Source organism: Nocardioides sp. P86, assembly GCF_023712465.1.
Classification (GTDB): domain Bacteria; phylum Actinomycetota; class Actinomycetes; order Propionibacteriales; family Nocardioidaceae; genus Nocardioides; species Nocardioides kribbensis.
This window is the reverse complement of record NZ_JAMAYE010000004.1, coordinates 126042-148123: the sequence shown is the minus strand read 5'-3', so window position 1 is coordinate 148123 and position 22082 is coordinate 126042. Positions and strand designations below refer to the sequence as shown.

The 22082-nt window shown below is 74.2% G+C and carries 23 protein-coding genes and 1 riboswitch; of the genes, 9 read left to right on the top strand and 14 right to left on the bottom strand.

Translation table 11 applies throughout. The features are described 5' to 3' along the window. The first annotated feature begins 13 nt into the window (after nt 1-13). On the top strand, nt 14-394 hold the full coding sequence (locus M3673_RS18380; RefSeq protein WP_193666202.1) for a DUF2256 and DUF3253 domain-containing protein: 381 nt from the start codon (nt 14-16) through the stop codon (nt 392-394). Between the two features lie 5 nt (nt 395-399). Here M3673_RS18380 and M3673_RS18375 read toward each other — a convergent pair whose 3' ends face one another. The 10 genes from M3673_RS18375 to thrC form a co-directional block, all read right to left on the bottom strand. Continuing rightward, complete coding sequence (locus M3673_RS18375; RefSeq protein ID WP_251535471.1) at nt 400-1356, bottom strand: aminoglycoside phosphotransferase family protein; 957 nt, start codon at nt 1354-1356, stop codon at nt 400-402. A gap of 11 nt (nt 1357-1367) precedes the next feature. Then, nucleotides 1368-1928: an NTP transferase domain-containing protein gene (locus tag M3673_RS18370; protein WP_251535469.1), complete on the bottom strand. Its 561-nt coding sequence runs from the start codon at nt 1926-1928 to the stop codon at nt 1368-1370. Between the two features lie 10 nt (nt 1929-1938). Then, on the bottom strand, nt 1939-2631 hold the full coding sequence (locus M3673_RS18365) for a hypothetical protein (RefSeq protein WP_251535467.1): 693 nt from the start codon (nt 2629-2631) through the stop codon (nt 1939-1941). Beyond that, nucleotides 2628-3200: an RNA polymerase sigma factor gene (locus M3673_RS18360; RefSeq protein ID WP_251535465.1), complete on the bottom strand. Its 573-nt coding sequence runs from the start codon at nt 3198-3200 to the stop codon at nt 2628-2630. Before M3673_RS18360 ends, M3673_RS18365 begins: the two co-directional genes overlap by 4 nt. Nucleotides 3201-3284: 84 nt before the next feature. Then, on the bottom strand, nt 3285-4913 hold the full coding sequence (gene groL / locus M3673_RS18355) for a chaperonin GroEL (RefSeq protein ID WP_056865829.1): 1629 nt from the start codon (nt 4911-4913) through the stop codon (nt 3285-3287). 193 nt (nt 4914-5106) lie between these two features. Further along, nucleotides 5107-5976 (bottom strand): hypothetical protein, encoded by an 870-nt coding sequence (locus M3673_RS19790; protein WP_251535463.1) that lies wholly within the window; start codon nt 5974-5976, stop codon nt 5107-5109. 26 nt (nt 5977-6002) lie between these two features. Beyond that, on the bottom strand, nt 6003-6872 hold the full coding sequence (locus tag M3673_RS18345) for an SGNH/GDSL hydrolase family protein (RefSeq protein WP_251535461.1): 870 nt from the start codon (nt 6870-6872) through the stop codon (nt 6003-6005). A gap of 169 nt (nt 6873-7041) precedes the next feature. Further along, on the bottom strand, nt 7042-8766 hold the full coding sequence (locus M3673_RS18340; protein WP_251535459.1) for an HNH endonuclease signature motif containing protein: 1725 nt from the start codon (nt 8764-8766) through the stop codon (nt 7042-7044). A gap of 315 nt (nt 8767-9081) precedes the next feature. Next, the gene (locus tag M3673_RS18335) at nt 9082-9357 is read right to left on the bottom strand and encodes a MoaD/ThiS family protein (RefSeq protein WP_056863510.1); all 276 of its coding nucleotides are present in this window, start codon (nt 9355-9357) and stop codon (nt 9082-9084) included. 60 nt (nt 9358-9417) lie between these two features. Beyond that, a complete protein-coding gene (gene thrC / locus M3673_RS18330; RefSeq protein ID WP_056863601.1) occupies nt 9418-10653 on the bottom strand; it encodes a threonine synthase in 1236 nt (411 codons plus the stop codon). Nucleotides 10654-10719: 66 nt separating this feature from the next. Further along, nucleotides 10720-10864, bottom strand: a riboswitch (SAM riboswitch). A gap of 200 nt (nt 10865-11064) precedes the next feature. On the opposite strand from thrC, the gene M3673_RS18325 reads away from it, so the two are divergent. Then, entirely contained in the window at nt 11065-12876 is a 1812-nt protein-coding gene (locus M3673_RS18325; protein ID WP_251535458.1) for a PHP domain-containing protein, read from the top strand. Beyond that, entirely contained in the window at nt 12873-13484 is a 612-nt protein-coding gene (locus M3673_RS18320; RefSeq protein WP_251535457.1) for a hypothetical protein, read from the top strand. Before M3673_RS18325 ends, M3673_RS18320 begins: the two co-directional genes overlap by 4 nt. A 43-nt stretch (nt 13485-13527) precedes the next feature. On the opposite strand, the gene otsB is transcribed toward M3673_RS18320, so the two are convergent. Genes otsB through M3673_RS18305 form a run of 3 tightly spaced genes read right to left on the bottom strand, consistent with a single transcriptional unit; the run spans nt 13528 to nt 15247 of the window. Beyond that, the gene (gene otsB, locus M3673_RS18315) at nt 13528-14373 is read right to left on the bottom strand and encodes a trehalose-phosphatase (protein WP_193666212.1); all 846 of its coding nucleotides are present in this window, start codon (nt 14371-14373) and stop codon (nt 13528-13530) included. Nucleotides 14374-14399: 26 nt separating this feature from the next. After that, nucleotides 14400-14915, bottom strand: a complete 516-nt coding sequence (locus M3673_RS18310; RefSeq protein WP_251535456.1) for a LytR C-terminal domain-containing protein — start codon at nt 14913-14915, stop codon at nt 14400-14402. A gap of 41 nt (nt 14916-14956) precedes the next feature. Beyond that, entirely contained in the window at nt 14957-15247 is a 291-nt protein-coding gene (locus M3673_RS18305) for a DUF3263 domain-containing protein (RefSeq protein ID WP_056863505.1), read from the bottom strand. 121 nt (nt 15248-15368) lie between these two features. Here M3673_RS18305 and M3673_RS18300 point away from each other — a divergent pair, with 121 nt between their 5' ends. From M3673_RS18300 to M3673_RS18280, 5 genes are all read left to right on the top strand, one after another. Further along, the gene (locus tag M3673_RS18300) at nt 15369-16433 is read left to right on the top strand and encodes a Gfo/Idh/MocA family protein (RefSeq protein ID WP_251535455.1); all 1065 of its coding nucleotides are present in this window, start codon (nt 15369-15371) and stop codon (nt 16431-16433) included. 81 nt (nt 16434-16514) lie between these two features. Further along, nucleotides 16515-17939 (top strand): trehalose-6-phosphate synthase, encoded by a 1425-nt coding sequence (locus M3673_RS18295; protein WP_251535454.1) that lies wholly within the window; start codon nt 16515-16517, stop codon nt 17937-17939. Nucleotides 17940-17961: 22 nt separating this feature from the next. Continuing rightward, nucleotides 17962-19062: an alpha/beta fold hydrolase gene (locus M3673_RS18290; protein WP_251535452.1), complete on the top strand. Its 1101-nt coding sequence runs from the start codon at nt 17962-17964 to the stop codon at nt 19060-19062. A 9-nt stretch (nt 19063-19071) separates the two neighbouring features. Next, entirely contained in the window at nt 19072-19764 is a 693-nt protein-coding gene (locus M3673_RS18285) for a uracil-DNA glycosylase (RefSeq protein ID WP_193666215.1), read from the top strand. Nucleotides 19765-19798: 34 nt separating this feature from the next. Continuing rightward, complete coding sequence (locus M3673_RS18280) at nt 19799-20611, top strand: dioxygenase (RefSeq protein WP_227489553.1); 813 nt, start codon at nt 19799-19801, stop codon at nt 20609-20611. 16 nt (nt 20612-20627) lie between these two features. Here M3673_RS18280 and M3673_RS18275 read toward each other — a convergent pair whose 3' ends face one another. After that, entirely contained in the window at nt 20628-21167 is a 540-nt protein-coding gene (locus M3673_RS18275; RefSeq protein WP_193666216.1) for a GNAT family N-acetyltransferase, read from the bottom strand. A gap of 46 nt (nt 21168-21213) precedes the next feature. Here M3673_RS18275 and pdxY point away from each other — a divergent pair, with 46 nt between their 5' ends. Further along, nucleotides 21214-22065 (top strand): pyridoxal kinase PdxY, encoded by an 852-nt coding sequence (gene pdxY / locus M3673_RS18270; protein ID WP_193666217.1) that lies wholly within the window; start codon nt 21214-21216, stop codon nt 22063-22065. Nucleotides 22066-22082: the final 17 nt, after the last annotated feature.

Below are 22082 nucleotides of genomic sequence, written 5' to 3'. Positions count from 1 at the left end.
GCAGACTCGGGGCGTGAGCGTGCCCGAGCCCAAGACCTGCGCGTCGTGCGGGCGCACCATCGAGTGGCGCAAGAAGTGGGAGCGCGACTGGGACTCGGTGAAGTACTGCTCCACCTCGTGCCGCCGTCACGGCGTCACCGACACCGACCGCCGGCTCGAGGCCGCCATCCTCGACCTGCTCGCCGCCCGCGCCCGCACGTCGACGATCTGCCCCTCCGACGCCGCCCGGGCCGTCGGGCCGGCCGAGGACGAGGGCTGGCGCGAGCTGATGGAGCCGGCGCGCCGCGCGGCCCGGCGGCTCGTGGCGGCCGGCGAGGTCGAGATCACCCAGGGCGGCCGCGTCGTCGACCCCTCCACCGCCAAGGGCGCGATCCGGATCCGCCGGGCCCGCTGACCCGGTCAGTCGAGCAGCGCGCGGGCGGAGTCGAGGAAGCGCCGACCCAGCGTGTCGGCGCCGAAGGACAGCACGTAGAGCCCCGTGGAGACCCGCTCGAGGTAGCCCCAGTCCCAGACCGCGTCGGCGTCCTCACCGGTGGCGTCGGCGAGCCTGGCGGCGTAGTCGCGCAGCACACCGCGCGGGTCGGGACCGACCAGCCGCGAGGTCCAGTCGCGCAGCGCGACCCCGAGGTCGTGGGCGGGGTCGCCGCGCACCCCGTCGGGGTCGACGAGCACCCACCCCGCAGGGGCGCCGGGTCGCGGGGTGCGCACGTGCAGCGCGTTGGCCGGGTGGGGGTCGCCGTGCAGCACCACGTGGCGGGCGGGGTCGTCGGCCCCGGCGCGCCGCTCGGCGGCGTCGAGGGCGGCGGCCAGCACGCGGGGGTCGCAGGGCCGGCCGAGGTCGGCGTCGCGGCGGCGCAGCAGCGCGGCCCGGGCGAGGGCGCGCTCCCCCGGGGGTGGCGTCGGGCCCTCGGGCAGCGGCACGGTCCAGGCCTCGCGCAGGGTGGCCGCCAGCACCGCGAGGGCGTCGTACGGCGCGAGGGGCGACTGCTCCAGCGACCCGCCCAGCGCCTCGAGCAGCAGCGCGTCGTGGCGCTCGTCGTGGTCGTGCAGCAGCACGTGGCCGCGGCCGTCGGCCCGTCGCAGGGCACCGGCCTCGTCGGCCAGCGCGGGGTCGGGCAGGCGCAGCTTGAGCACGCGCTCCTCGCCGCGGGCGGTCCTCGCGCCCACGACGTACGACGCGCTGCCGCCGGGCAGCCTGCGCCCCGGTGTCAGCCCCCAGCGCGCGCAGAGCTCGGCGAGCACGGCGGGCAGGCCGGCGGCCCAGGCGCGGGCCGGCTCGCCGAGGTCGGCCACCCGCGCGCGCGTGAGGGGCTGCAGCCGCACCGGGGCGGTCGGGTCGGGGGGCACGGGGTCCACCGGGGCCACGCTCAGCGGCTGTCGACGTCGCGGCCGGTGGCGAGGTCGGAGCAGTCGACGAGCTCGACGGGGTGGCTGCGCAGGTAGTCGCGGGCCCCGCGGTCGCCGGTGGCCGCGGCGCGCACCCCCGCCCAGTGGTCGCGACCGAGCAGCACCGGGTGGCCGGGTCCGTCGGCGTAGGAGGCCCGGGCGAGGGTGGCGGCGCCGCGGGGCTCGGCCAGCAGCCGCCGCAGCACCGCGGGACCCACGTCGGGCAGGTCGACCAGGCTGACGACGGCGACCTCGGGCGGCCCGCCCCCGTCACGCCCGTCGCGCCCGAGGGCGGCGAGACCGGCGGCCAGCGACGCCGACATGCCGCGGTGCCAGTCCTGCGCCACCACGTGGTCGGCGTCGGTGCCCTCGAGTCGCGCCACGGCCTCCTCCACGGCGGCGCCGAGCACCACGGTCACGGTGTCGCAGCCGCCGTCGCGCAGCGTGGCGACGCCGCGCACCAGCCAGTCGTCGACGAGCGCCTTCGGCGTGCCCATCCGCCGACCGGCGCCGGCGGCCAGCAGCAGGCCGGCGACGGTCACCGTCGTGCGCTCACCGGTTGAAGGCCTCGGCGTAGAGCTGCTCCTGGGCCGGGGTGGCCAGGTCGCTGAAGCCGCACACCATCACCTGGGCGCCGTCGGCGGCCACGAGGTAGCGCTCGCCGACCTGGAAGTCGACCGCGGAGATGAGGGCCTGGAGGTCCTCGCTCGGCGCGGTCACCTCGACGGTGTCGGTGGAGCGGCCGGCGAAGAACTCCGAGGGCTCGAGCACCGCCGTGCCGTCGACCAGCTCGGTCACGGTGCCCTCGAAGGCCAGCGAGGCGCCCGCCAGGACCTCGGGGGTCGGCACCATGCAGCGACCGGCCGGGGCGTCGGCGACCTCGAGGCGGGTGACGCTGGGCTCCGCGTCGCCGGAGACGGCGGGGGCGTCGCCGGCGGTGGGCACGTCGTCCTCGTCGTCGGCCCCGAGCAGGGCCCCCACCCCGAGCACGCCGATGAGGGCCACCGCGGCCGCGGCGACCAGCCAGGTCAGCGGGCTGCGGCCGCGGGTGCCGCTGGCGCGGTTCTCGCCGGTGGTGGTCGAGGCGTCCTCACCGTGACGGGGCTTGCTCATGACGTCCTCCAGGAGTCGGGCCACCCGCGCGGGGTCGGCCGGCGGCAGGGAGGCGGCCGGGTCGGCGCCGCGCAGGAGCGCGCGCAGCTCGGGATCGTGCTGCGCGTCGTCGTGCTGCGGGTCGTCGGTCATCGGCTGCTCCTCCCTCTCGTCCCCTCATGTCCGGCGGCGCGCTCGTCCTTTCGGGCGGCGAGCTCCTCGCGCAGCCGGCCGCGGGCACGGTGGAGACGGATGCTCGCGGCGTTGGCGCTGATGTCGAGCACGACGGCGAGCTCGGCGGGCGTGAGCTGCTCCCAGGCCCACAGCCGCAGCAGCTCGGCCTCCTCCTCCCGCAGCGCGGCGAGGGCGGCGTCGAGGTCGGCGGCGAGGTCGGGGTCGGTCACGGCGTCGTGTCCCGGCCCCGCGGTGCTGGCCCGCGGCGGGTCGACCACGGCGATGCGCGCGGCGACGCGCTGCTGACGACGGCGGCCCCGCTCGGCGTTGGCCAGGCAGTTGCGCGCGACGCCGTAGGCCCAGGGCAGCGGCGCGTCGGGCAGCTGGTCGGCGCGGCGCCAGCAGACCAGCAGGGTGTCGGCCAGCACGTCCTCGGCGGTGTCGGCGTCGGTGCGGCGGGCGAGGAAGCGACGCAGCGGCTCGACGAGGGTGGGGGCGAGCTCCTCGAAGCGCGCGCGGTCGCGGGCGTCCTGCTCGGCGGGGTCCACCACTCCAGCCAAGCACAGCAGGGCCCCCGCCGGAGCGGGGGCCCTGCTGGTGGTGCGGGTGCTGCGGGTCGTGCGGGGCGGGACTCAGAAGTCCATGCCGCCCATGCCACCGGAGGGGTCGCCACCCATGGGGGCGGCCTTCTCGGGCTTGTCGGCCACGACGGCCTCGGTGGTGAGGAAGAGCGCCGCGATGGAGGCGGCGTTCTGCAGCGCGCTGCGGGTCACCTTGGCGGGGTCGATGATGCCGGAGGCCAGCATGTCGACGTACTCGCCGGTCGCGGCGTTGAGGCCGTGGCCCGGGGTCAGGTTGCGCACCTTCTCCGCCACGACGCCGCCCTCGAGGCCGGCGTTGACCGCGATCTGCTTGAGCGGGGCCTCGGTGGCGTAGCGCACGATGTTGGCGCCGGTGGCCTCGTCGCCCTCGAGCTCGAGCTTGTCGAACGCGGTGGCCGACGCCTGCACCAGAGCCACGCCGCCGCCGGCGACGATGCCCTCCTCGACAGCCGCCTTGGCGTTGCGCACGGCGTCCTCGATGCGGTGCTTGCGCTCCTTGAGCTCGACCTCGGTGGCCGCGCCGACCTTGATGACGGCCACGCCGCCGGCCAGCTTGGCGAGGCGCTCCTGGAGCTTCTCGCGGTCGTAGTCGGAGTCGGACTTCTCGATCTCGGCGCGGATCTGGTTGACCCGGCCCTCGATCTGGGCGGCGTCGCCGGCGCCCTCGACGATCGTGGTCTCGTCCTTGGTGATGACGACCTTGCGGGCCTGGCCGAGCAGCTCGATGCCGGTCGACTCCAGCTTCAGACCGACCTCCTCGGAGATGACCTGGCCGCCGGTGAGGATCGCGATGTCCTGCAGCATGGCCTTGCGGCGGTCGCCGAAGCCCGGGGCCTTGACGGCGACGGACTTGAAGGTGCCGCGGATCTTGTTGACGACCAGGGTCGACAGGGCCTCGCCGTCGGTGTCCTCGGCGATGATCAGCAGGGGCTTGCCCGACTGCATGACCTTCTCGAGGATCGGGAGCAGGTCCTTGACGCTGGAGACCTTCTGGTTGGCGATGAGGACGTAGGGGTCCTCGAGCACGGCCTCCATGCGCTCCATGTCGGTCGCGAAGTACGCCGAGATGTAGCCCTTGTCGAAGCGCATGCCCTCGGTCAGCTCGAGGTCGAGCCCGAAGGTGTTCGACTCCTCGACCGTGATGACGCCTTCCTTGCCGACCTTGTCCATCGCCTCGGCGATGATCTCGCCGACGGTGGTGTCAGCGGCGGAGATCGACGCGGTGGCGGCGATCTGCTCCTTGGTCTCGATCTCGGTGGCCATCGAGAGCAGCTGCTCCGAGACGGCGGCCACCGCGGCCTCGATGCCGCGCTTGAGACCCATCGGGTTGGCACCCGCGGCCACGTTGCGCAGGCCCTCGCGGACCATCGCCTGGGCGAGGACGGTGGCGGTGGTGGTGCCGTCGCCGGCGACGTCGTCGGTCTTCTTGGCGACCTCCTTGACGAGCTCGGCACCGATCTTCTCGTAGGGGTCCTCGAGCTCGATCTCCTTGGCGATGGAGACACCGTCGTTGGTGATCGTGGGGGCGCCCCACTTCTTCTCGAGGACGACGTTGCGCCCCTTGGGGCCGAGGGTCACCTTGACGGCGTCCGCGAGCGTGTTCATGCCACGCTCGAGGCCGCGTCGGGCCTCCTCGTTGAAAGCAATCAGCTTCGACATAACTCCTGCGATCCTTCGCATGGGACGTGCGTGGACGGACCGGCTCGTTGCCCGCGACGGACGATCTGGCCGATCCGGCGGACCCTTCCCGCCGACGCTGCAGACCTCAACCCGCCGGTCCTGATGTCTTGGCAGTCTCCAGAGGAGAGTGCCAGCATCATGTTTAGCACTCGCCCTGGGCGAGTGCAAGAAATCAGGGGGCGGTCGACGCGGCGCCGAGGGCGCCGACGACGACGTCGGCGAACGCCTCGGCGTTGCCCGGCACGAGGTCGAGGTAGAGCCCGGGCTCGATCAGCTCGACCTCGCTCACCGCCAGGGCGCCGTCGACCTCGAGCAGGTCGACGCGGGCGTAGGGCAGCGGGCGGCCGAAGCGCTCGCCCAGCCAGGCGGTCGCGCGCTCCGCGAGGTCGACCGCCGCGGGGTCGAGGGGCACCGGACGCGAGCTCCCGCCGTACTGCGGGTGGACGCGGAGGTCGTCGGAGGGAGCCACCTTGTCCACCTGCGAGACCACGGCGCCGTCGAGCACGAACAGCGAGCGCTCCCCCGTCGTGCGCACCGACGCCACCACCGGCTGCAGCAGCCAGGGACCGTCGCCCAGGTCGGCCAGGCGGGGGTCGTCGGTGCGGGCGGCCACCACCAGGCCCACGCCGCCGGCGCCCGTGCGCGGCTTGAGCACGACCTCGCCGTGCTCGGCCAGGGCCGCGGCCAGCGCGACGGCGAGGCCGGTGTCGTCGACGAGCCGGGACGGCACGACGGGCAGGTCGACCGCGAGGTCGAGCAGGTAGGCCTTGTCGGCGTTCCAGGCGAAGACGTCGGCCCCGTTGAGCAGCGGCACCCGCCGGCCCACGCGCTCGGCCCAGGCCAGGAACTCCGGGAGCCGGCGGTGGTAGTCCCAGGTCGACCGCACGGCGACCAGGTCGGCCCCTGCCCAGTCGACGGTGTCGTCGGACCAGGAGACCCACCGGGCCTCGATGCCGCGCCGGGCCAGGGCGGGCGGGAGCAGGTCGCCCCCGCGCTCGCCGTCGGGCAGGAGGTCGAAGGTGGCCAGCAGCACGGTCGTCACACCACGAGCCTGCCGCACCCGCGGGCTCAGCCCGGCGGCAGGGCCGGGGCGCGGTGACCGAACGGCACCTGCTCCGCGACGCCCAGGGCGGCCAGCACCGAGGGCAGCATCGCCTTGGCGGTGCGCTTGTAGCCCAGGGCGCTGGGGTGGAAGCGGTCGAGGCTGAACATCTCGTCGGGGTTGGTGATGAAGAACGGGCCCACGCAGTGCGCCAGCGACACCGCATGGGCCCCGGCGGCCACCGCCGCCGTCATCTGGGCGGCGGCCAGCTGCCGCGAGGCGCGCGAGCCCAGCGCTCGCAGCGGCTGCGGCACCGGGCGCAGCAGCCCGAGGTCGGGGCACGTGCCGACCACCACCGCCGTGCCGCGCTCGCGCAGCAGCGCGATCGCCTCCTCGAGGTGCTTCACGCTGTCGGCCACGGGCACGCGGTGGGTCACGTCGTTGCCGCCGACGACGATGACGGCCACGTCGGCGCGGTACGACGCGGGCAGCCCGGCCAGCTGCGCGGTCAGCATCGAGCTCTCCGACCCGACCACCGCGCCCGTGCGCAGCCGCACCGACCGGTGGGTCGCCTTGGCCAGCCCCTTGGCCAGCCGGCCGCCGAGGGTCTCCTTGGGCCGGTCGGCGCCCAGACCTGCCGCGATCGAGTCGCCGAGCAGCAGCAGCTGCACGGAGTCGCCGTAGGACTTCTTCCACGTGCGGTCGGCGTCGGGCGCCACCTCGCCCAGAGGCTTCCCGATCAGCCGGCGCGCGTGGTCGGCCTGGCGGTGGAGCAGCTCGCGCGCGCCGATCCCGAGCCCCCCGGTGGCCGCGCCGACCGCCGCGGCGGCGATACCGACCGCGACGAGCCGGTTGCGCGTCGAGCGGGCGTGGGTCGTGGAGGGGGCGTCGGGCATGGGGACGTTCAACCAGGTGCTCCTGAACGGGCGGTGTCGTGGGCGTGGAGGCGACGTGTCGCCCAGCCGGACCCCTCGACACGGACCCCGACCGCACCACGGTCGCAGACACCCCCGTATCGGGCCGCTTCCCCGGGAGCCGCACCTCGGCGCCGGGGGCCGACAGGGCTCAGCCGGTGCGGACCAGCGTGGTCCAGCCGTGGGGGCTGGTCCAGGCGCAGGTGCCGTCGGGATGCCGGGTGTAGCTCCAGGGTGGGCTGCCTACGGAGCCGGTGGTCTTGAGTCGGTGGTGGTGGCGGCACAGCGGCGCGAGGTTGGACGGGTGCGTCTGGCCGGGCTTCCCGCCGTGGTCGAGGGGTCGGTAGTGGGTGATGTGGTCGAGGTCGCAGCGGCGTGAGGGCACGGTGCAGCCGGGGAACACGCACCGGGGGTCGCGGATGACGACGTGTTCGCGCATCCAGGGTGGTGGGTCGTGGCGGTCGACGGCTCCTGCGGTGGTGGGGTCGAGGTCGATGACGGGTCTCACGAACACCTTGGTGCCGGCCAGCCAGCGGCGCAGGGTGGTGGTGGAGACCACCCCGAGGCCTTCGACGACTGCGGTGCCGGGTGGTGGGCCGGTGCGGTCGATCTGGGACAGGTGGCTGGTCTCGTGGTGGCGGTGGACCGCTGTGGGGCGCAGGTCGGGTCCGGTGGTGCGGTACGGGTCGTCCGCGGGCTGCTCGTGCACTGGGTGCTCGTCGGTGGTGGGGTGGCTTCGAGACGCTCGCTGCGCTCGCTCCTCAGCCACCGGGGCCGGGGTCTGTCCGGCGGTGGTCTCGGGGTCGTTGCCCGCGGCGGGGCTTCGAGACGCTCGCTGCGCTCGCTCCTCAGCCACCGGGTTCGCGACCTGTCCCGCGGGGACGGTCTCGTGGTCTACGGGGGTGGGGAGGTCCCGGGGGTCCGGTGGGGGTTCTCCGGCCGGGGCCTCGGTGGGCGGCGGGGGCTCCTCCAGCGCGGGTTCTTCTCCGTTCAAGCAGGCCGTGTCGAGGGCGGCGAGGGTGTCGGCGCGTGCGAGGTCCTCGGGGCGCAGGTGGACGTAGACCACCCGCTCCTTCGCAGTCGTGGGCTCCACCGAGTCCAGTGCCGTCAGTCCTTGGGCGCGGTCGGTGATGACGCCGATCGCGCGGGCCTTGCGGACCTCCAGCGACTCGACCGCTGCTCCGGTCGAGGTCTGGTGGCGGCCGAGCTCGGCGGCGGTGGCGCAGATCAGGTCGTGGAAGCGGGTGAGGTCCTGGGTGTCACCGAGCACTTCGAGCCAGGAGGTGCCGGAGGCGGACCCGCGGTCGACGTCGTGGGTCACCCGGACGTTCCACCCACCGCGGGCCTTCTCCTCCAGCGCGGCCTGGGCGTGGGGGTCGTGCCTGGCCGCGGCTTCTGCGACGAACAGCTCGATGCGTCGCGCCCCGAGGCCTTGGACCTTCGCACCGAGGGCGGCGATCTTGCGGTCGACGTACGCAGCCCCGGTGTCGTTCAACACCTGGGTCTGGGAGGCGATCCGGCGCGCGCGCCAGCCGGGGAGGGTGAGGTCCTCCACCATCGCCCAGGTGCGGGGCAGCCGGTGGACCAGCTCCATGACCTCGGCCAGGTTGCAGCCCGCATTCACTGGCGACATCTCCAACGCCAGGGCCAACGGCTCAGCCGCGAACTCGTCCAGCCCGTGACGGATCATGCCGGGCACTGACCAGGCGTAGGCCTGGTCGGGGTTCAGTGCTCCCCAGCGGGCCATGACCCGCAGGGTGCGACGCTCGGCGGCGCGTACCGACCTCGCTGTGTCGGCGGCGTACTCCAGGACGTCATCGGCCTCGAGGGACTCGATGTCGACCACGGTGCCGGTGGTGTCGAGGTCGAGGAGCATGCGCCTAGTCTATTCGAACACGTATTCGATGACTAGGTCTGCCGGTGGATCTGTGGAGAGGGTTGCGCTGTCGCGCGAGGGTGGTTTCGAGACGGTCGCTGGCGCTCCCTCCTCAACCACCGGGGCGCTGGCGCTCCGTCTTCGACCACCGCGGCGCTGGCGCTTCTTGCTCGACCACCGGGGCGCTGACGCTCCCTCTTCGACCACCGTGGTGCTGGCGCTCCCTGCTCGACCACCGGGGTGCTGGCGCTCCCACCTCAACCACCGGGGCGCTGGTGCCGCCTCGACCGCCGCTCCGAGCAGGGAGCGGGTGGGTCAGCCGCCGGCGACGGCGGGGATGACCGAGACCTGGGTGCCGTCGGGGGTGGGGGTGGCGAGGTCGTCGAGGAAGCGGACGTCCTCGCTGCCGACGTAGACGTTGACGAAGCGGCGCAGCTTGCCGTTGTCGTCGAGCACCCGGGCGCGGATGCCGGCGTACTGCGTCTCGAGGTCGTCGAGCACGTCGGCCAGGGTGGCGCCGGAGGCGGTCACCTCGGACTCACCACCGGTGTAGGTGCGCAGGATGGTGGGGACGCGGACGGACACGCTCATGGGGTCGATCTCCTGGTGCTGGTGCGGCGAGGGCTGGGAGGGGTGCGGCGGACCGGCCGGTCAGGCGATGCCGGTGGCGGTGAACGCCGCGTAGGACGCGTCGATCGTGGCGGCCGGGCCGACCTGGTCGGAGACGGCGTCGAGGGTCTTCAGGCCCATGCCGGTGTTGATGACGACGGTCTCGAGGGTGGGGTCGAGCTGACCGGTCTCGACGAGCTTCTTCAGCACACCGACGGTCGTGCCGCCGGCGGTCTCGGTGAAGATGCCCTCGTGGCGGGCCAGCAGCAGGATGCCCTCGCGGACCTCGTCGTCGGTGATGTCCTCGACCGCGCCGCCGGTGCTGCGGCAGATGTCGAGCACGTAGATGCCGTCGGCGGGGTTGCCGATGGCCAGGCTCTTGGCGATGGTGTCGGGCTTCACCGGGCGGATCGCGTCGACCTCGGCCTTGTAGGCGGTCGAGACCGGCGAGCAGCCGGTGGCCTGGGCGCCGAAGATCTTGACCGGCTTGTCCTCGACCAGACCGAGGCGCACGAGCTCGCCGAAGGCCTTGTGCACCTTCGTCAGCTGCGAGCCCGAGGCCACGGGGATGACGACCTGGTCGGGCAGGCGCCAGCCGAGCTGCTCAGCGATCTCGTAGCCCAGGGTCTTGGAGCCCTCGGCGTAGAAGGGACGGACGTTGACGTTGACGAACGCCCAGCCGTCCTCCTCGCCCGCGATCTCGGAGGCCAGCTTGTTGACGTCGTCGTAGTTGCCGTTCACCGCGACGAGGGAGTCGGTGTAGACCGCGGAGTTGACCTGCTTGGGCTTCTCGAGGTTGCTCGGGATGAAGACCACGGTCTTGATCCCGGCGCGGGCGCCCGCCGCGGCGACCGCGTTGGCCAGGTTGCCCGTCGAGGGGCAGGCGAAGACCTTCGAGTGGAACTCGGTGGCGGCGCTCAGCGCGCAGGCCACGACGCGGTCCTTGAAGGAGTTGGTGGGGTTGGTGCTGTCGTCCTTGACCCACAGCTTCTCCAGGCCGAGCTCGCGGCCGAGGTTGCGGGCCTGGAGCAGGCGGGTGAAGCCCGGCTCCATGTTGGGGCTCTGCTCGATGTCGTCGGGCACCGGCAGCAGCGCCTTGTAGCGCCAGATGTTGCGGGGGCCGGCCTCGATCTCCTCGCGCGTCACGACCGGGAAGTCGTAGGACACCTCGAGCGGACCGAAGCACTCCGGACAGGCGTAGTGGGGGCCGAGCTCGACCTCGTTGCCGCACTCGCGGCAGGCGAGGGCCCGGGCGTTGCCGAACGCACCCTCACGGATCCCGGGCTGGTCGGCCGGGGTGGGCTGGGCGGTCTCTACTTCAGCGACGGTGCTCACGCGTCCTCCTTCTCATCTTCCCCGGCTGCGACTCTCGCGCCGGGCGGAATTGGCACCGTCTCCACGTCCGTGTCCCCGATGTGCCGGGTGGCGGAGGCTCGTGGCGGTTGCCGGGACTTCACTGGGCCGTTCCCTCAGTCCCTCTGGATGAGCTGTTGAAAACAGTACGACGCCGTCTCAGCATGCGCACATCGGTCCCGCGATGTGGACCCGCCCACCGGGGTGAGACGTACGCCGGGCGCACGTCGTTCACCGGCGGGCCGCGCACAGCGGGGCCGGCGTTCACCGTCGCGGTGGAGCGTCGCAGGGCTGGCCCGCGGCGGCCGGCTCCCCCACGTCTCGAGGAGAGCGACAGTGAGCACGCACGACGGCCACACCCACGACCCCCACCACCCGCACGACCACTCCCACGGGCACGCCCACGGGCACTCCCACGGGCACTCCCACGGGCACACCCACCACCGCCACACCACCGACGAGGCCACCGCGCTGACGTCGGCGGCGCTGGCGAGCGACACCGCCGACACCGACCTCTCCCCCGGCGAGCTGTCACGGCGCAACCTGCTGCGCGCGGCCGGCCTCACCGGCGCGGCGGCGGCCGGCATGGCCGGCATGAGCGGCGTCACCGCGGCCACCGCGGAGGAGGCCGCCCGGCGTGGCCCCGGCCCCTCCGGCGGCGCGGTCACGCAGTGGCTGGCCGGCGACCACCACATCCACACCCAGCACAGCTCCGACGGGCAGTACACCGTGCTCGACCAGGCCCAGCACGCGGCGGCCTACGGCCTGGACTGGCTGGTCATCACCGACCACGGCGGCGCCACCCACGCCCGCATCGGCGTCGACCTGGTCAACCCCGACATCCTCGACGCCCGCGCCGAGCTGCCCGGCACCCTGGTCTTCCAGGGCCTGGAGTGGAACATCCCCGCCGCCGAGCACGGCACGGTCTTCGTCGCTCCGGGTCCGCACGAGGTCGCGGTGCTCAAGCAGTTCGAGAACGACTACGACGGCTCGGTCAAGGGCGCGTCCGCCAGCAGCCCGGAGAACGAGGCGCTGGCCGTGGCCGGCATCCAGTGGCTGGGCCGGCAGGTCAGCCGCAAGCGGGTCACCGACGCGCTCTTCCTGGCCAACCACCCCGCCCGCAACGGCATCGACAGCCCCCACGAGATCCGCGCCTGGCGCGACGCCGACCCGAGCGTGGCCATCGGCTTCGAGGGTGCGCCCGGCCACCAGGCCGCCGGTCTGCCCGAGGGCTACGGCGCCGGCTCCTCGCGCGGCTACTACGGCAACGCGCCCGGCCCGAACTCCTTCGCCGCCTACCCGCCCGAGAGCTACCGCACGTGGGGCGGCTTCGACTGGATGACCTCCACCGTCGGCGGGCTGTGGGACTCCCTGCTGGCCGAGGGCAAGCCCTGGTCGATCAGCGCCAACTCCGACTCCCACGTCAACTGGACCGACACCTCGCGGCGCCCCGACGGCTCCACCTCCGAGCAGTTCAACGCCGACGGCCGCTACGGCGACCCGGTCTACGCCGGCCGGGTCAACACCACCGCGGGCGACTTCTGGCCCGGCTTCTACAGCCGCACCCACGTCGGCACGACCTCGCGGTCCTACCGCGCGGTGATGAAGGGCATGCGCGACGGGCGGGTGTGGGTCGACCACGGCGGCCTGGTGAAGTCGGTCGACGTCAAGGTGGTCGCGACGCGGGGCAACGGACGGCGCCCCGGGCGGCTCACCGAGACCCTCGGCGGCACGCTGGTCGCCCCGCGCGGCGCCCGCCTCAGCCTGGTCGTGACCATCACCGCCCAGGACGTCCCGAACTGGGCGATGTTCACCCCCCGGCTCAACCGCGTCGACCTCGTGCGCGGCGTCGTGGACCCGGCCTCGGCCAGCGACCGCGACACCTTCACCGCCCCCGACACCAAGGTCGTCGAGCAGTGGGACACCTCGGCGCGCACCGGCACGTTCCAGATCCGCCACGACCTCGGCTCGGCCGAGGAGGCCTTCTACGTGCGCCTGCGCGGCACCGACGGCAACCGCCAGCAGCCGGGCTACCTCGGCGCCGGCGTCGACCCGGCCGGTCCCGCGCTCGACGTCATGGGCGACGCCGACCCGTGGGTGGACCTGTGGTTCTACACGAACCCGATCTGGGTCGTCCCGGCGAGGTGACCCCGCCCCTGCGCACCACGCTGGGCGTCGACGGCGGCACCCGCGACCACGGCGCCGCCGAGCACCTCGTCCACGCGGTGGGCGAGGTGCTCGCGCAGGTCGCCGGCACCGGGACGGACCGCTGGGCCAGCACCCACGTGGTGCGCGTGCCCGACGCGCACACCGCGGTCGCCCTCTCCTGGGCCGACCCCGGCGAGGGCGCGGGACCCCCCGCCCGGGCCGACGTGCTCTGCCGTCTGGCCGAGGCCCTGCCCGGGGTCGCGCTGGTGCTCGACGGCGCCAGCGCCGGGCCGCCCGATCTGCTCGGCGGCGCCCGGGCGGCACTGGGCGAGCACCGCGCCCGGCGGGCGGGGCGGCTGGTCGACTACCCCGGCCGCGCCGCCGTCGAGCGGGTCACCACGCCGGCCGCCGTCGAGGCCGACAGCGGCGTCGACGCCGTGGAGGGCCTGGCCGGGAGCGACGTACGCCGCGACGCGGCGCTCGACCTCACCGGCTTCGCCCGGCCGGTGTGGCGCGAGGGCCGGTGCGTGCTCCTCGTGCAGCCGGGTCGTGGCGGCCTGGTCGCCTTCGAGCAGCGCGTGCAGATCCCCTGCTGCTCGGCGCACTGAGCCGCCCGGTCCAGGAGGGCACGGCCCGGGGCGGACGGCGGTGTCAGGCCCGCGAGTCGCGCGCGTCGGCGGTGAGCTGGGCCAGCAGCGCGAGGACGCCCTCGGGCCCGGCGACCACGACGTCGGACATCGCGACGAGCGTGCTCTCCTCGTCGCTGGCCGAGCACACCCGCAGCGTCGGCAGCCCCGCGTCGTCGAGCGCGCCGACGGCCTCGAAGGCCTCGACGTCACCGAGGTCGTCGCCGGCGAAGAGGAAGCCGCCGGCGCCCAGCTCCTCGACCAGTCGCTCGACCACCAGCCCCTTGTGCATGCCCGCCGAGCGCACCTCGATCACGTGGCGGCCGGGCTCGACACTGAGGTCGTGGCTGCGGGCGAGGTCGCCCACGGGGCCGAGCAGCGCCTCGAAGGCCGCGTCGGGGTCGGGCAGGCGGCGGGTGTGCACGGCCACCGCGAGGCCCTTGTCCTCCAGCCAGGCCTCCCCCGCGCCGGCGCTGCGCAGCGTGCGGGGCAGGTCGCGCAGGAAGGTGGCCAGGCCGTGCGGCGGGCGCGGGCCGACCACGCGGCGCCGCGTGGAGCTCCAGCGCTCGTTGCCGTACTGGCCGAAGACGTAGAGCTCCTTGCCGGCCTCGCCGACGGCGTTGCCGACCTCCTCGAGCCCGCCGAGGTCGAGGGCCTGGCGCGCGGGTCGCCCGGTCACGACGGCGACCGCGCAGACCTGCGTGGCCAGGTCGACCAGCACCGCGCTGGCGTCGGGGTGGATGTGGGCCTGCTCGGGGTCATCGACGATGGGCGACAGCGTGCCGTCGAAGTCCAGGCCCACGACGGTCTCGGCGGCGGCGCGGACCAGGGCGGCGTAGCGCTGCTCGCCCCGGGTCGAGGTGAACTCCATGGACCCAGCCAACCACGCCCCCGCGCTCAGGACAGGGGCGCGGTGAGGATCAGGGTGAGGCGGTCGGGCTTCATGACGCCGACCGCCGGCATGGTGCGGTCCACGCCGAGGTCGAGGGCGAGCAGCTCACCCTCGCGCTTGAGGCCGGCGGGGTAGTAGACGGTGGTGGCCGGCACGGTGCCGTACCAGTTGTCGGTGCCGACGACCTGCCAGCCGACGTCGGAGGCGCTGGCGCCCGCCTCGGCGGCCAGGCCGGAGATGCTCGAGTTGTTGTAGACCTCGACGTAGACCGCGCTGCGCTCCACGGCGGACTTCGGCTTCTTCGTCTTCTCCGGCTCCGCCGGCTCGGTCGCCTCGTCGGCCTCGGGCGTGGCGCTCGGCGAGGGGCTGGCCTCCTCGCGCGCGATCGGGGTGATCTCGCGCTCGGTGGGCTCGCTGCCCTGGGTCGCGAAGAACGCCACGGCCGCCATCGCGACGGCGATGATGGAGAGGATCACCACGGGCGAGGGGTAGACGACGCCTCGCTGGTCACGCACCCGCATGGGAGCTCCCTGTCAGGGTCTGGTCGTGCTTGGGGAAGGGGTCAGACCTCGAAGCCGAGGCGGCGCGCCGAGCGCTGGCGCTGACGGGCGGCCCGCAGCCGCCGCAGCCGCCGCACGAGCAGCGGGTCGGCCTCGAGCGCCTCGGGGCGGTCGATGAGGGCGTTGAGGACCTGGTAGTAGCGCGTGGAGCTCATGTCGAACTTCTCGCGCACCGCCGACTCCTTGGCGCCGGCGAACTTCCACCACTGCCGCTCGAACTCGAGGATGTCGCGGTCGCGCTCGCTGAGCGCGGCGGGGCCGGGGTCGCGCTGGGTGTCTCGCTGCGGCTCCATGCGTTGCGCTCCGGGAGGTCGTGGTGGGGGTGGCCGGGGCTCACTGTAGTCGCCGAACCACAACGGTGTCATTCGAACCGCCGCCGGACCCGCCGCGCGTCGCGCTCCTAGGGTGGAGCCCATGAGCGCCCCCACCCCGACGCCCGACGCCGCCCCGGTCCCCGAGCTGCGGTGGGGCTTCCTGGCCACCGGCAAGATCGCGCGGAGCGTGGCCCAGGACCTCGCGCTCACCCCGGGCGCCCGGCTGGTGGCCGTGGGCTCGCGCCGCCAGGAGGCGGCCGAGGAGTTCGCCGACTGGTACGCCGCGATCGGCCCCCGGCCGACCGCCCACGGCTCCTACGAGGCCCTCGTGGCCGACCCCGAGGTCGACGTCGTCTACGTCGCCTCCCCCCACGCCCTCCACCTCGAGCACGCCCGCCTGGCCTTCGAGGCCGGCAAGCACGTGCTGTGCGAGAAGCCGCTGACCCTCGACGCCGCCCAGGCCGAGGAGATGGTGCGCCTGGCCGGCGAGCACGACCGCTTCCTCATGGAGGCGATGTGGACCGCGACCCACCCCGTCGTGCGGGAGGTCGCGGCCCGGCTGGCCTCCGGCGAGCTCGGCACGCCGCGCCACCTCCACGCCGAGCTCGGCTTCCGCGTCGACGCCGACCCCGGCGACCGGATGCTCGACCCCGCGCTGGGGGCCAGCGCCCTGCTCGACATGGGCATCTACCCCCTCACCGTGGCCCACCTGCTGCTCGGGGAGGCCGAGGCCCTCACCGCGACCGCCACGCTCTCCGACGGCGGCATCGACCTCGACATCGCCGTCGCCGGGCGCTACCCCGGCGGCGCCCTGGCCACGATGACCGCGTCGATGACGTCGTGGTCCTCGCGCGCCGCCGCCGTCGCCACCAGCCTCGGCCGCGTCGACCTGCCCGACTTCCACCACCCGGCCGCCGCCACCTTCACGCCGTACGCCGAGGGCAGCAGCAACGACGGCGGCGGGCTGGGCGAGGTGCTGCTCCTCGAGGGCGCCGAGCCGGTCGTCGGGCGCGGCTACGGCAACGAGCTGCTTGAGGTGGCGCGCTGCGTCGCGGCGGGGCTGCGCGAGAGCCCGCTGGTGCCGCACGCCCAGACCCTGGCCCTGCTGCGGCAGATGGACGACCTGCGCGCGCAGGTCGGTGTGCGCTTCCCCCACGAGCGCTGACCCCGCCACCCCCTCCGATCCGCCCCCGATCCACCCCACCGGGGGGACGCGCCGCCCCCGAGGACTGACTAGGGTCGCCCCGTGTCCTACGACCTCGTCATCGTCGCCAACCGCCTGCCGGTCGACCGGGTCACCCAGCCCGACGGGTCCTCGGGCTGGCGCACCTCCCCCGGCGGCCTCGTGACCGCCATCGAGCCCGTGATGCGCGCCAACGACGGCGTGTGGATCGGCTGGCCCGGCGGCACCGAGGAGGGCCTGGAGCCCTTCGAGCACGACGGCCTCGAGCTGGTGCCGATGTCGATGACCCAGGCCGACATCGAGGGCTTCTACGAGGGCTTCTCCAACGGCACCCTCTGGCCGCTCTACCACGACCTCGTGGCCAAGCCGGAGTTCCACCGCGAGTGGTGGGACTCCTACGTCCACGTCAACCAGCGCTTCGCCGAGAAGGCCGCGTCGCTGGCCGCCGAGGACGCCACGGTCTGGGTCCACGACTACCAGCTGCAGCTGGTGCCGCAGATGCTGCGCACGCTGCGCCCCGACCTGCGCATCGGCTTCTACCTCCACATCCCCTTCCCGCCCGCGGAGCTCTTCCAGCAGCTGCCGTGGCGCCGCCAGCTGCTCGAGGGCCTGCTCGGCGCCGACCTGGTCGGCTTCCAGCTGCCGGGGGCGGCGCAGAACTTCGTGCGCCTCGTGCGCCAGCGCGTGGGCCACAAGACCCACCGCGATCTCGTCTACCTGCCCGACGGCCGCACTGTGCGGGCCTCGCCCTTCCCGATCTCCATCGACGCGGCCGGCTTCGAGGAGATGGCGCGCTCCGAGCCGGTCGTCGCGCGCGCCGCGGAGATCCGCGAGGCGCTCGGCGACCCGCGCAAGGTCTTCCTCGGCATCGACCGGCTCGACTACACCAAGGGCATCTTCGCCCGGCTGCGCGCCTACGCCGAGCTGATCGAGGACGGCCAGCTCGACGTCGAGGACGCCGTGTTCGTGCAGGTAGCCGTGCCCTCGCGCGAGCAGGTGGAGGAGTACCGGATCCTGCGCGACGAGATCGACCGGCTGGTCGGCCGCATCAACGGCGACCTGGGCCGCATCGGCCGCCCGGCGATCTCCTACCTGCACTCCTCCTACCCCCGCGAGGAGATGGCCGCGCTCTACACCGCCGCCGACGTCATGGTCGTCACGCCCTACCGCGACGGCATGAACCTCGTGGCCAAGGAGTACGTCGCCTGCCGCTACGACAACGACGGCGCCCTGGTGCTCTCGGAGTTCGCCGGCGCCGCCGACGAGCTGCGCCAGGCGTGGCTGGTCAACCCCTACGACATCAACGGCATGAAGTCGGCGCTGCTGGAGGCCTTCAACGCCGAGCCCCGCGAGACCACCCGGCGGATGAAGGCGATGCGCAAGACCGTCACCCAGCACGACGTGGCGGCGTGGGCGGCCTCCTTCATGTCGGAGCTCTCCGACGTCGGCACCCACGGCAAGGCGGTCAAGCCGGCCCGCCGCTCGTGACCCCCGGGGTAACTTTCGCAGCATGGATCTGATCCCCAAGCCCGATCAGGTCGTCTCCGCGGCCGGCAACGTCGCCCACAAGGTCCTCTACGGCGGCCTGGCCGACCTGCGACCGATGCCGCGCACCCTCATCGACGAGGGCACGCTGCGCGAGGTCTACCACTACCGGCCCGCCGCCGCGGTCAAGCAGACGGGCGACCCGGTGCTGCTGGTGACGCCGCTGGCGGCGCCCGCGACCTGCTACGACCTGCGCCGCGGCTGCTCGCTGGTCGAGCACTTCGTGCGCGCCGGCCGCCCGACCTACCTGGTGGAGTACGGCCAGGTCTCCTTCCGCGACCGGGCCCTGGGCATGGAGCACTGGGTGGAGGAGGTCGTGCCCACCGCCGTGCGCGAGGCCGCGGCCCACGCGGGCGGGCGCCCGGTGCACGTGGTGGGCTGGAGCCTGGGCGGCATCTTCTCGATGCTCGCGGCCGCGGGCTCCCCCGACCTGCCGATCGCCTCGCTCACCGTGGTCGGCTCCCCGGTCGACGTCAGGCTGGTGCCGCTGGTGGCGCCGCTGCGCCCGCTGCTCAACCTCAGCGACGGCCGAGGCCTCGTCACGCGGGGCTACCAGGCCCTCGGGGGCGCCCCGAAGCCGCTGGTGCGCTGGGCCTTCCAGCTCTCGTCGTTCCAGAAGGTCGTCACCAAGCCGCTCGCGGTGGCCCGCAACCTCGACGACGGGGAGTGGCTGGCCCAGATCGAGGCGGTCGACCGCTTCACCGACGGCATGATCGCCTACCCCGGGCGCACCTTCGGCCAGCTCTACCACCGCTTCGTCAAGGGCAACGCCCTGGTCGGCGGCACCTTCGAGGTCGAGGGACGCACCCTCGACCTCGCCGACATCGACGTGCCCGTGCTCGTCTTCGCCGGCGCCACCGACGGCATCGCCCCGGTGCCCGCGGTCAAGGCCGTCGTGCCGCTGCTGTCGGGCTCGCCCGAGGTCCGCTTCGAGATCGTGCCCGGCGGCCACCTCGGCATGCTCACCGGTCGCGCGGCCCGGGGGACGACGTGGGTCGCGCTCGACGAGTGGATCGCCCAGTGGTCCTCCGACGCCGCCGGGGCGACCCCCTCCGGCGCTGGGTAGCGTCGCGGCATGAGCGCACTCGCCGGACTCGTGGAGAAGGGCCTCATGGCCCCCGACTGGGCCGAGGCGCTGGCCCCGGTGGACGCGCAGGTGGCGGCGATGGGGGCCTTCCTGCGCGAGGAGGTGGCGGCGGGCCGCGGCTACCTGCCCGCCGGCGAGCACGTCTTCCGCGCCTTCCAGCGGCCGCTGGCCGACGTGCGGGTGCTCGTGGTGGGCCAGGACCCCTACCCCACGCCGGGGCACCCGATCGGGCTCAGCTTCGCCGTCGACCCCCACGTGCGGCCGGTCCCGCGCAGCCTGGCCAACGTCTACGCCGAGCTGCGCAGCGACGTCGGCGTCGAGCCGCCGCCGCACGGCGACCTGACGGCCTGGGCCGACGCCGGGGTCATGCTGCTCAACCGCGTGCTGACGGTGCGGCCCGGGGAGTCGGCCTCGCACCGCCGCAAGGGCTGGGAGCAGGTCACCGACGCGGCGATCGCGGCGCTGGCGGCCCGCGGCGGGCCGCTGGCCGCGATCCTGTGGGGCCGCGACGCCCAGTCGCTGCGCCCCGCCCTGGGTGACGTGCCGGCGGTGGAGTCGGTGCACCCCTCGCCGCTCTCGGCGAGCCGGGGCTTCTTCGGCTCCCGCCCCTTCTCGACGGTCGACCGGATGCTCGTCGAGCAGGGCGGCTCCCCGGTGGCGTGGACGCTTCCGATGGAATAATGTTGAATCATCAACCATTGACCTGGACGTGACCATGCCCGACGCAGCAGCACCCTCCGCCCCACCCGCGCCCGCCACCGGACGCATGCCCGCCCTCTACATCGGCCACGGTGCGCCGCCGCTGCTCGACGACCCGCTGTGGTCCTCGCAGCTGGCCGCCTGGGCCGGGGACCTGCCGCGCCCCACCGCCGTGCTCATCGTCAGCGCCCACTGGGAGTCGGCCCCGATCAGCCTGAGCGCCAGCGGCGCCCCGCTGGTCTACGACTTCGGCGGCTTCGACCCGAAGTACTCCCGGATGACCTACCGCACCCCCGACGCCAGCGCGCTGGCCGCCCGGGTCGCGGCGATGATGCCCGCGGGCGAGCCGGTGCACCAGCACACCTCCCGCGGCCTCGACCACGGTGCGTGGGTGCCGCTGAAGGTCATGTACCCCGACGCCGACGTGCCCGTGCTGCAGATGTCGCTGCCCACCCACGACCCGGCCCGCCTGCTGGCGATCGGCGAGCGGCTGCGCCCGCTGCGCGACGAGGGTGTCCTGGTGATCGGCTCGGGCTTCCTCACCCACGGCCTGCCCTTCCTGCGCGACTTCCGCATCGACGCCGAGGCCCCTGCCTGGTCGCAGGACTTCGACGCGTGGGCCGCGGAGGCGCTGGCCCGCGGCGACGTCGACGAGCTCGCGGCCTACGCCGACCGCGCACCGGGCCTGCCCTGGGCCCACCCCACGGTCGAGCACCTCTCGCCGCTCTTCGTGACCCTCGGTGCGGCCACCCGCGCCGACGACCCCGGCGAGCAGCGCATCGACGGCTTCTGGATCGGGCTCTCCAAGCGCTCGCTCCAGGTGGCCTGAACCCGGGTCCGCCGCCTCAGCCCGGCTCGGGCTCGAGGGGGCGGTCGCTCCACGCGTGGCGCTCCACGCCGTCGTTGGCGTCGACACGGGGCCCGCGGTCGACCAGGCCGACGGCTGCGGCGACGCGCGCCGAGGCCGTGTTGGCGGCCAGCACGTAGGCCACCACGGGGCTGGTGGGGTCGGCCAGGCGTGCGGCCTCCACGCCGGCCGCGGCCAGCTCCGTCGCCAGGCCCCGGCCCCACTGCCCGGTGGCCACGCGGTAGCTGAGGTTCCACGCGCCGCTGCGGTGGCGCTGGGCGCCGCCGAGGCCCACCACGTCGCCGGTGCGCAGGTCGCGGGCGGTCCAGTAGGACAGCCCGTCGGCGGGCCACCGCGCGGCGGCGCGCTCGGCGTACGCCCGGGTGCGGGCGAGGTCGACGTGGCGTGCCGCGGGGTCGAACCACCACCCGCGCGGGTCGGAGAGGACCGCGAAGAGCTGCTCGGCGTCGTCGGGTCCCATCGCGGTGAGCGCGAGTCGCGCGGTGGAGCGCGTGCGCAGGTCGGGAGCCGGGGGCACGCCCCCAGGCTCGCACGCCACCCACCCGGCCCGCGATGATGGTCCCGTGCAGATCCTCTCGATCCAGTCCTCGGTCGCCTACGGCCACGTCGGCAACTCCGCCGCGGTCTTCCCGCTGCAGCGCCTCGGCCACGAGGTGTGGTCGGTCAACACCGTGCACTTCTCCAACCACACCGGCTACGGCGCGTGGCGCGGCCCGCTCCTCGCCCCCGACGACGTGCGCGACGTGATCGCCGGCATCGACGACCGCGGGGTGCTCGGGCAGGCCGACGCGGTGCTCTCGGGCTACCAGGGCGACCCCGCCGTCGGGGCGGTCGTGCTCGACGCCGTGGCGCGGGTCAAGGAGCTCAACCCCGCCGCGGTCTACTGCTGCGATCCCGTGATGGGCGACGTGGGGCGCGGCATGTTCGTGCGACCGGGGATCCCCGAGTTCATGCGCGACACCGTGGTGCCGGCCGCCGACGTCGTCACCCCCAACCACTTCGAGCTCGACTTCCTCGCCGGCACCACCACCACGACGCTGGAGGAGGTGCTGGCCGCGGTCGACGTCGTGCGCGAGCGCGGCCCGCGCGACGTGCTGGTCACCTCGGTGCTGCACGACGCGGTGCCCGAGGGCCACCTCGACGTCGTCGCCGTCTCCGACGCCGGCGCCTGGGCAGTCACCACCCCCCTGCTGCCCCTCGCCCCCAACGGCTGCGGCGACGTCACCGCCGCGCTCTACCTCGCCCACCTGCGCACCACCGGCTCGCCCGCCGAGGCGCTCGCCCTCACCACCGGCACCGTGTTCGCGGTGCTCGAGGAGACCCTCGCGGCCGGCACCCGCGAGATCCAGCTGGTGGCGGCCCAGGGGTCCATCGCCTCCCCGCCGAGGACGTTCGCCCCTCGACGGCTGCGCTGAGCGCCTCGCTACGCTGG

Excerpts from the sequence above, each read along its gene's own strand:
- M3673_RS18365 (WP_251535467.1), bottom strand. The coding sequence starts at position 2,631 with ATGACCGACGACCCGCAGCACGACGACGCGCAGCACGATCCCGAGCTG.
- groL (WP_056865829.1), bottom strand. The coding sequence starts at position 4,913 with ATGTCGAAGCTGATTGCTTTCAACGAGGAGGCCCGACGCGGCCTCGAG.
- M3673_RS18345 (WP_251535461.1), bottom strand. The coding sequence starts at position 6,872 with ATGCCCGACGCCCCCTCCACGACCCACGCCCGCTCGACGCGCAACCGG.
- M3673_RS18340 (WP_251535459.1), bottom strand. The coding sequence starts at position 8,766 with ATGCTCCTCGACCTCGACACCACCGGCACCGTGGTCGACATCGAGTCC.
- M3673_RS18335 (WP_056863510.1), bottom strand. The coding sequence starts at position 9,357 with ATGAGCGTGTCCGTCCGCGTCCCCACCATCCTGCGCACCTACACCGGT.
- otsB (WP_193666212.1), bottom strand. The coding sequence starts at position 14,373 with ATGGAGTTCACCTCGACCCGGGGCGAGCAGCGCTACGCCGCCCTGGTC.
- M3673_RS18310 (WP_251535456.1), bottom strand. The coding sequence starts at position 14,915 with ATGCGGGTGCGTGACCAGCGAGGCGTCGTCTACCCCTCGCCCGTGGTG.
- M3673_RS18305 (WP_056863505.1), bottom strand. The coding sequence starts at position 15,247 with ATGGAGCCGCAGCGAGACACCCAGCGCGACCCCGGCCCCGCCGCGCTC.
- M3673_RS18300 (WP_251535455.1), top strand. The coding sequence starts at position 15,369 with ATGAGCGCCCCCACCCCGACGCCCGACGCCGCCCCGGTCCCCGAGCTG.
- M3673_RS18290 (WP_251535452.1), top strand. The coding sequence starts at position 17,962 with ATGGATCTGATCCCCAAGCCCGATCAGGTCGTCTCCGCGGCCGGCAAC.
- M3673_RS18285 (WP_193666215.1), top strand. The coding sequence starts at position 19,072 with ATGAGCGCACTCGCCGGACTCGTGGAGAAGGGCCTCATGGCCCCCGAC.
- M3673_RS18280 (WP_227489553.1), top strand. The coding sequence starts at position 19,799 with ATGCCCGACGCAGCAGCACCCTCCGCCCCACCCGCGCCCGCCACCGGA.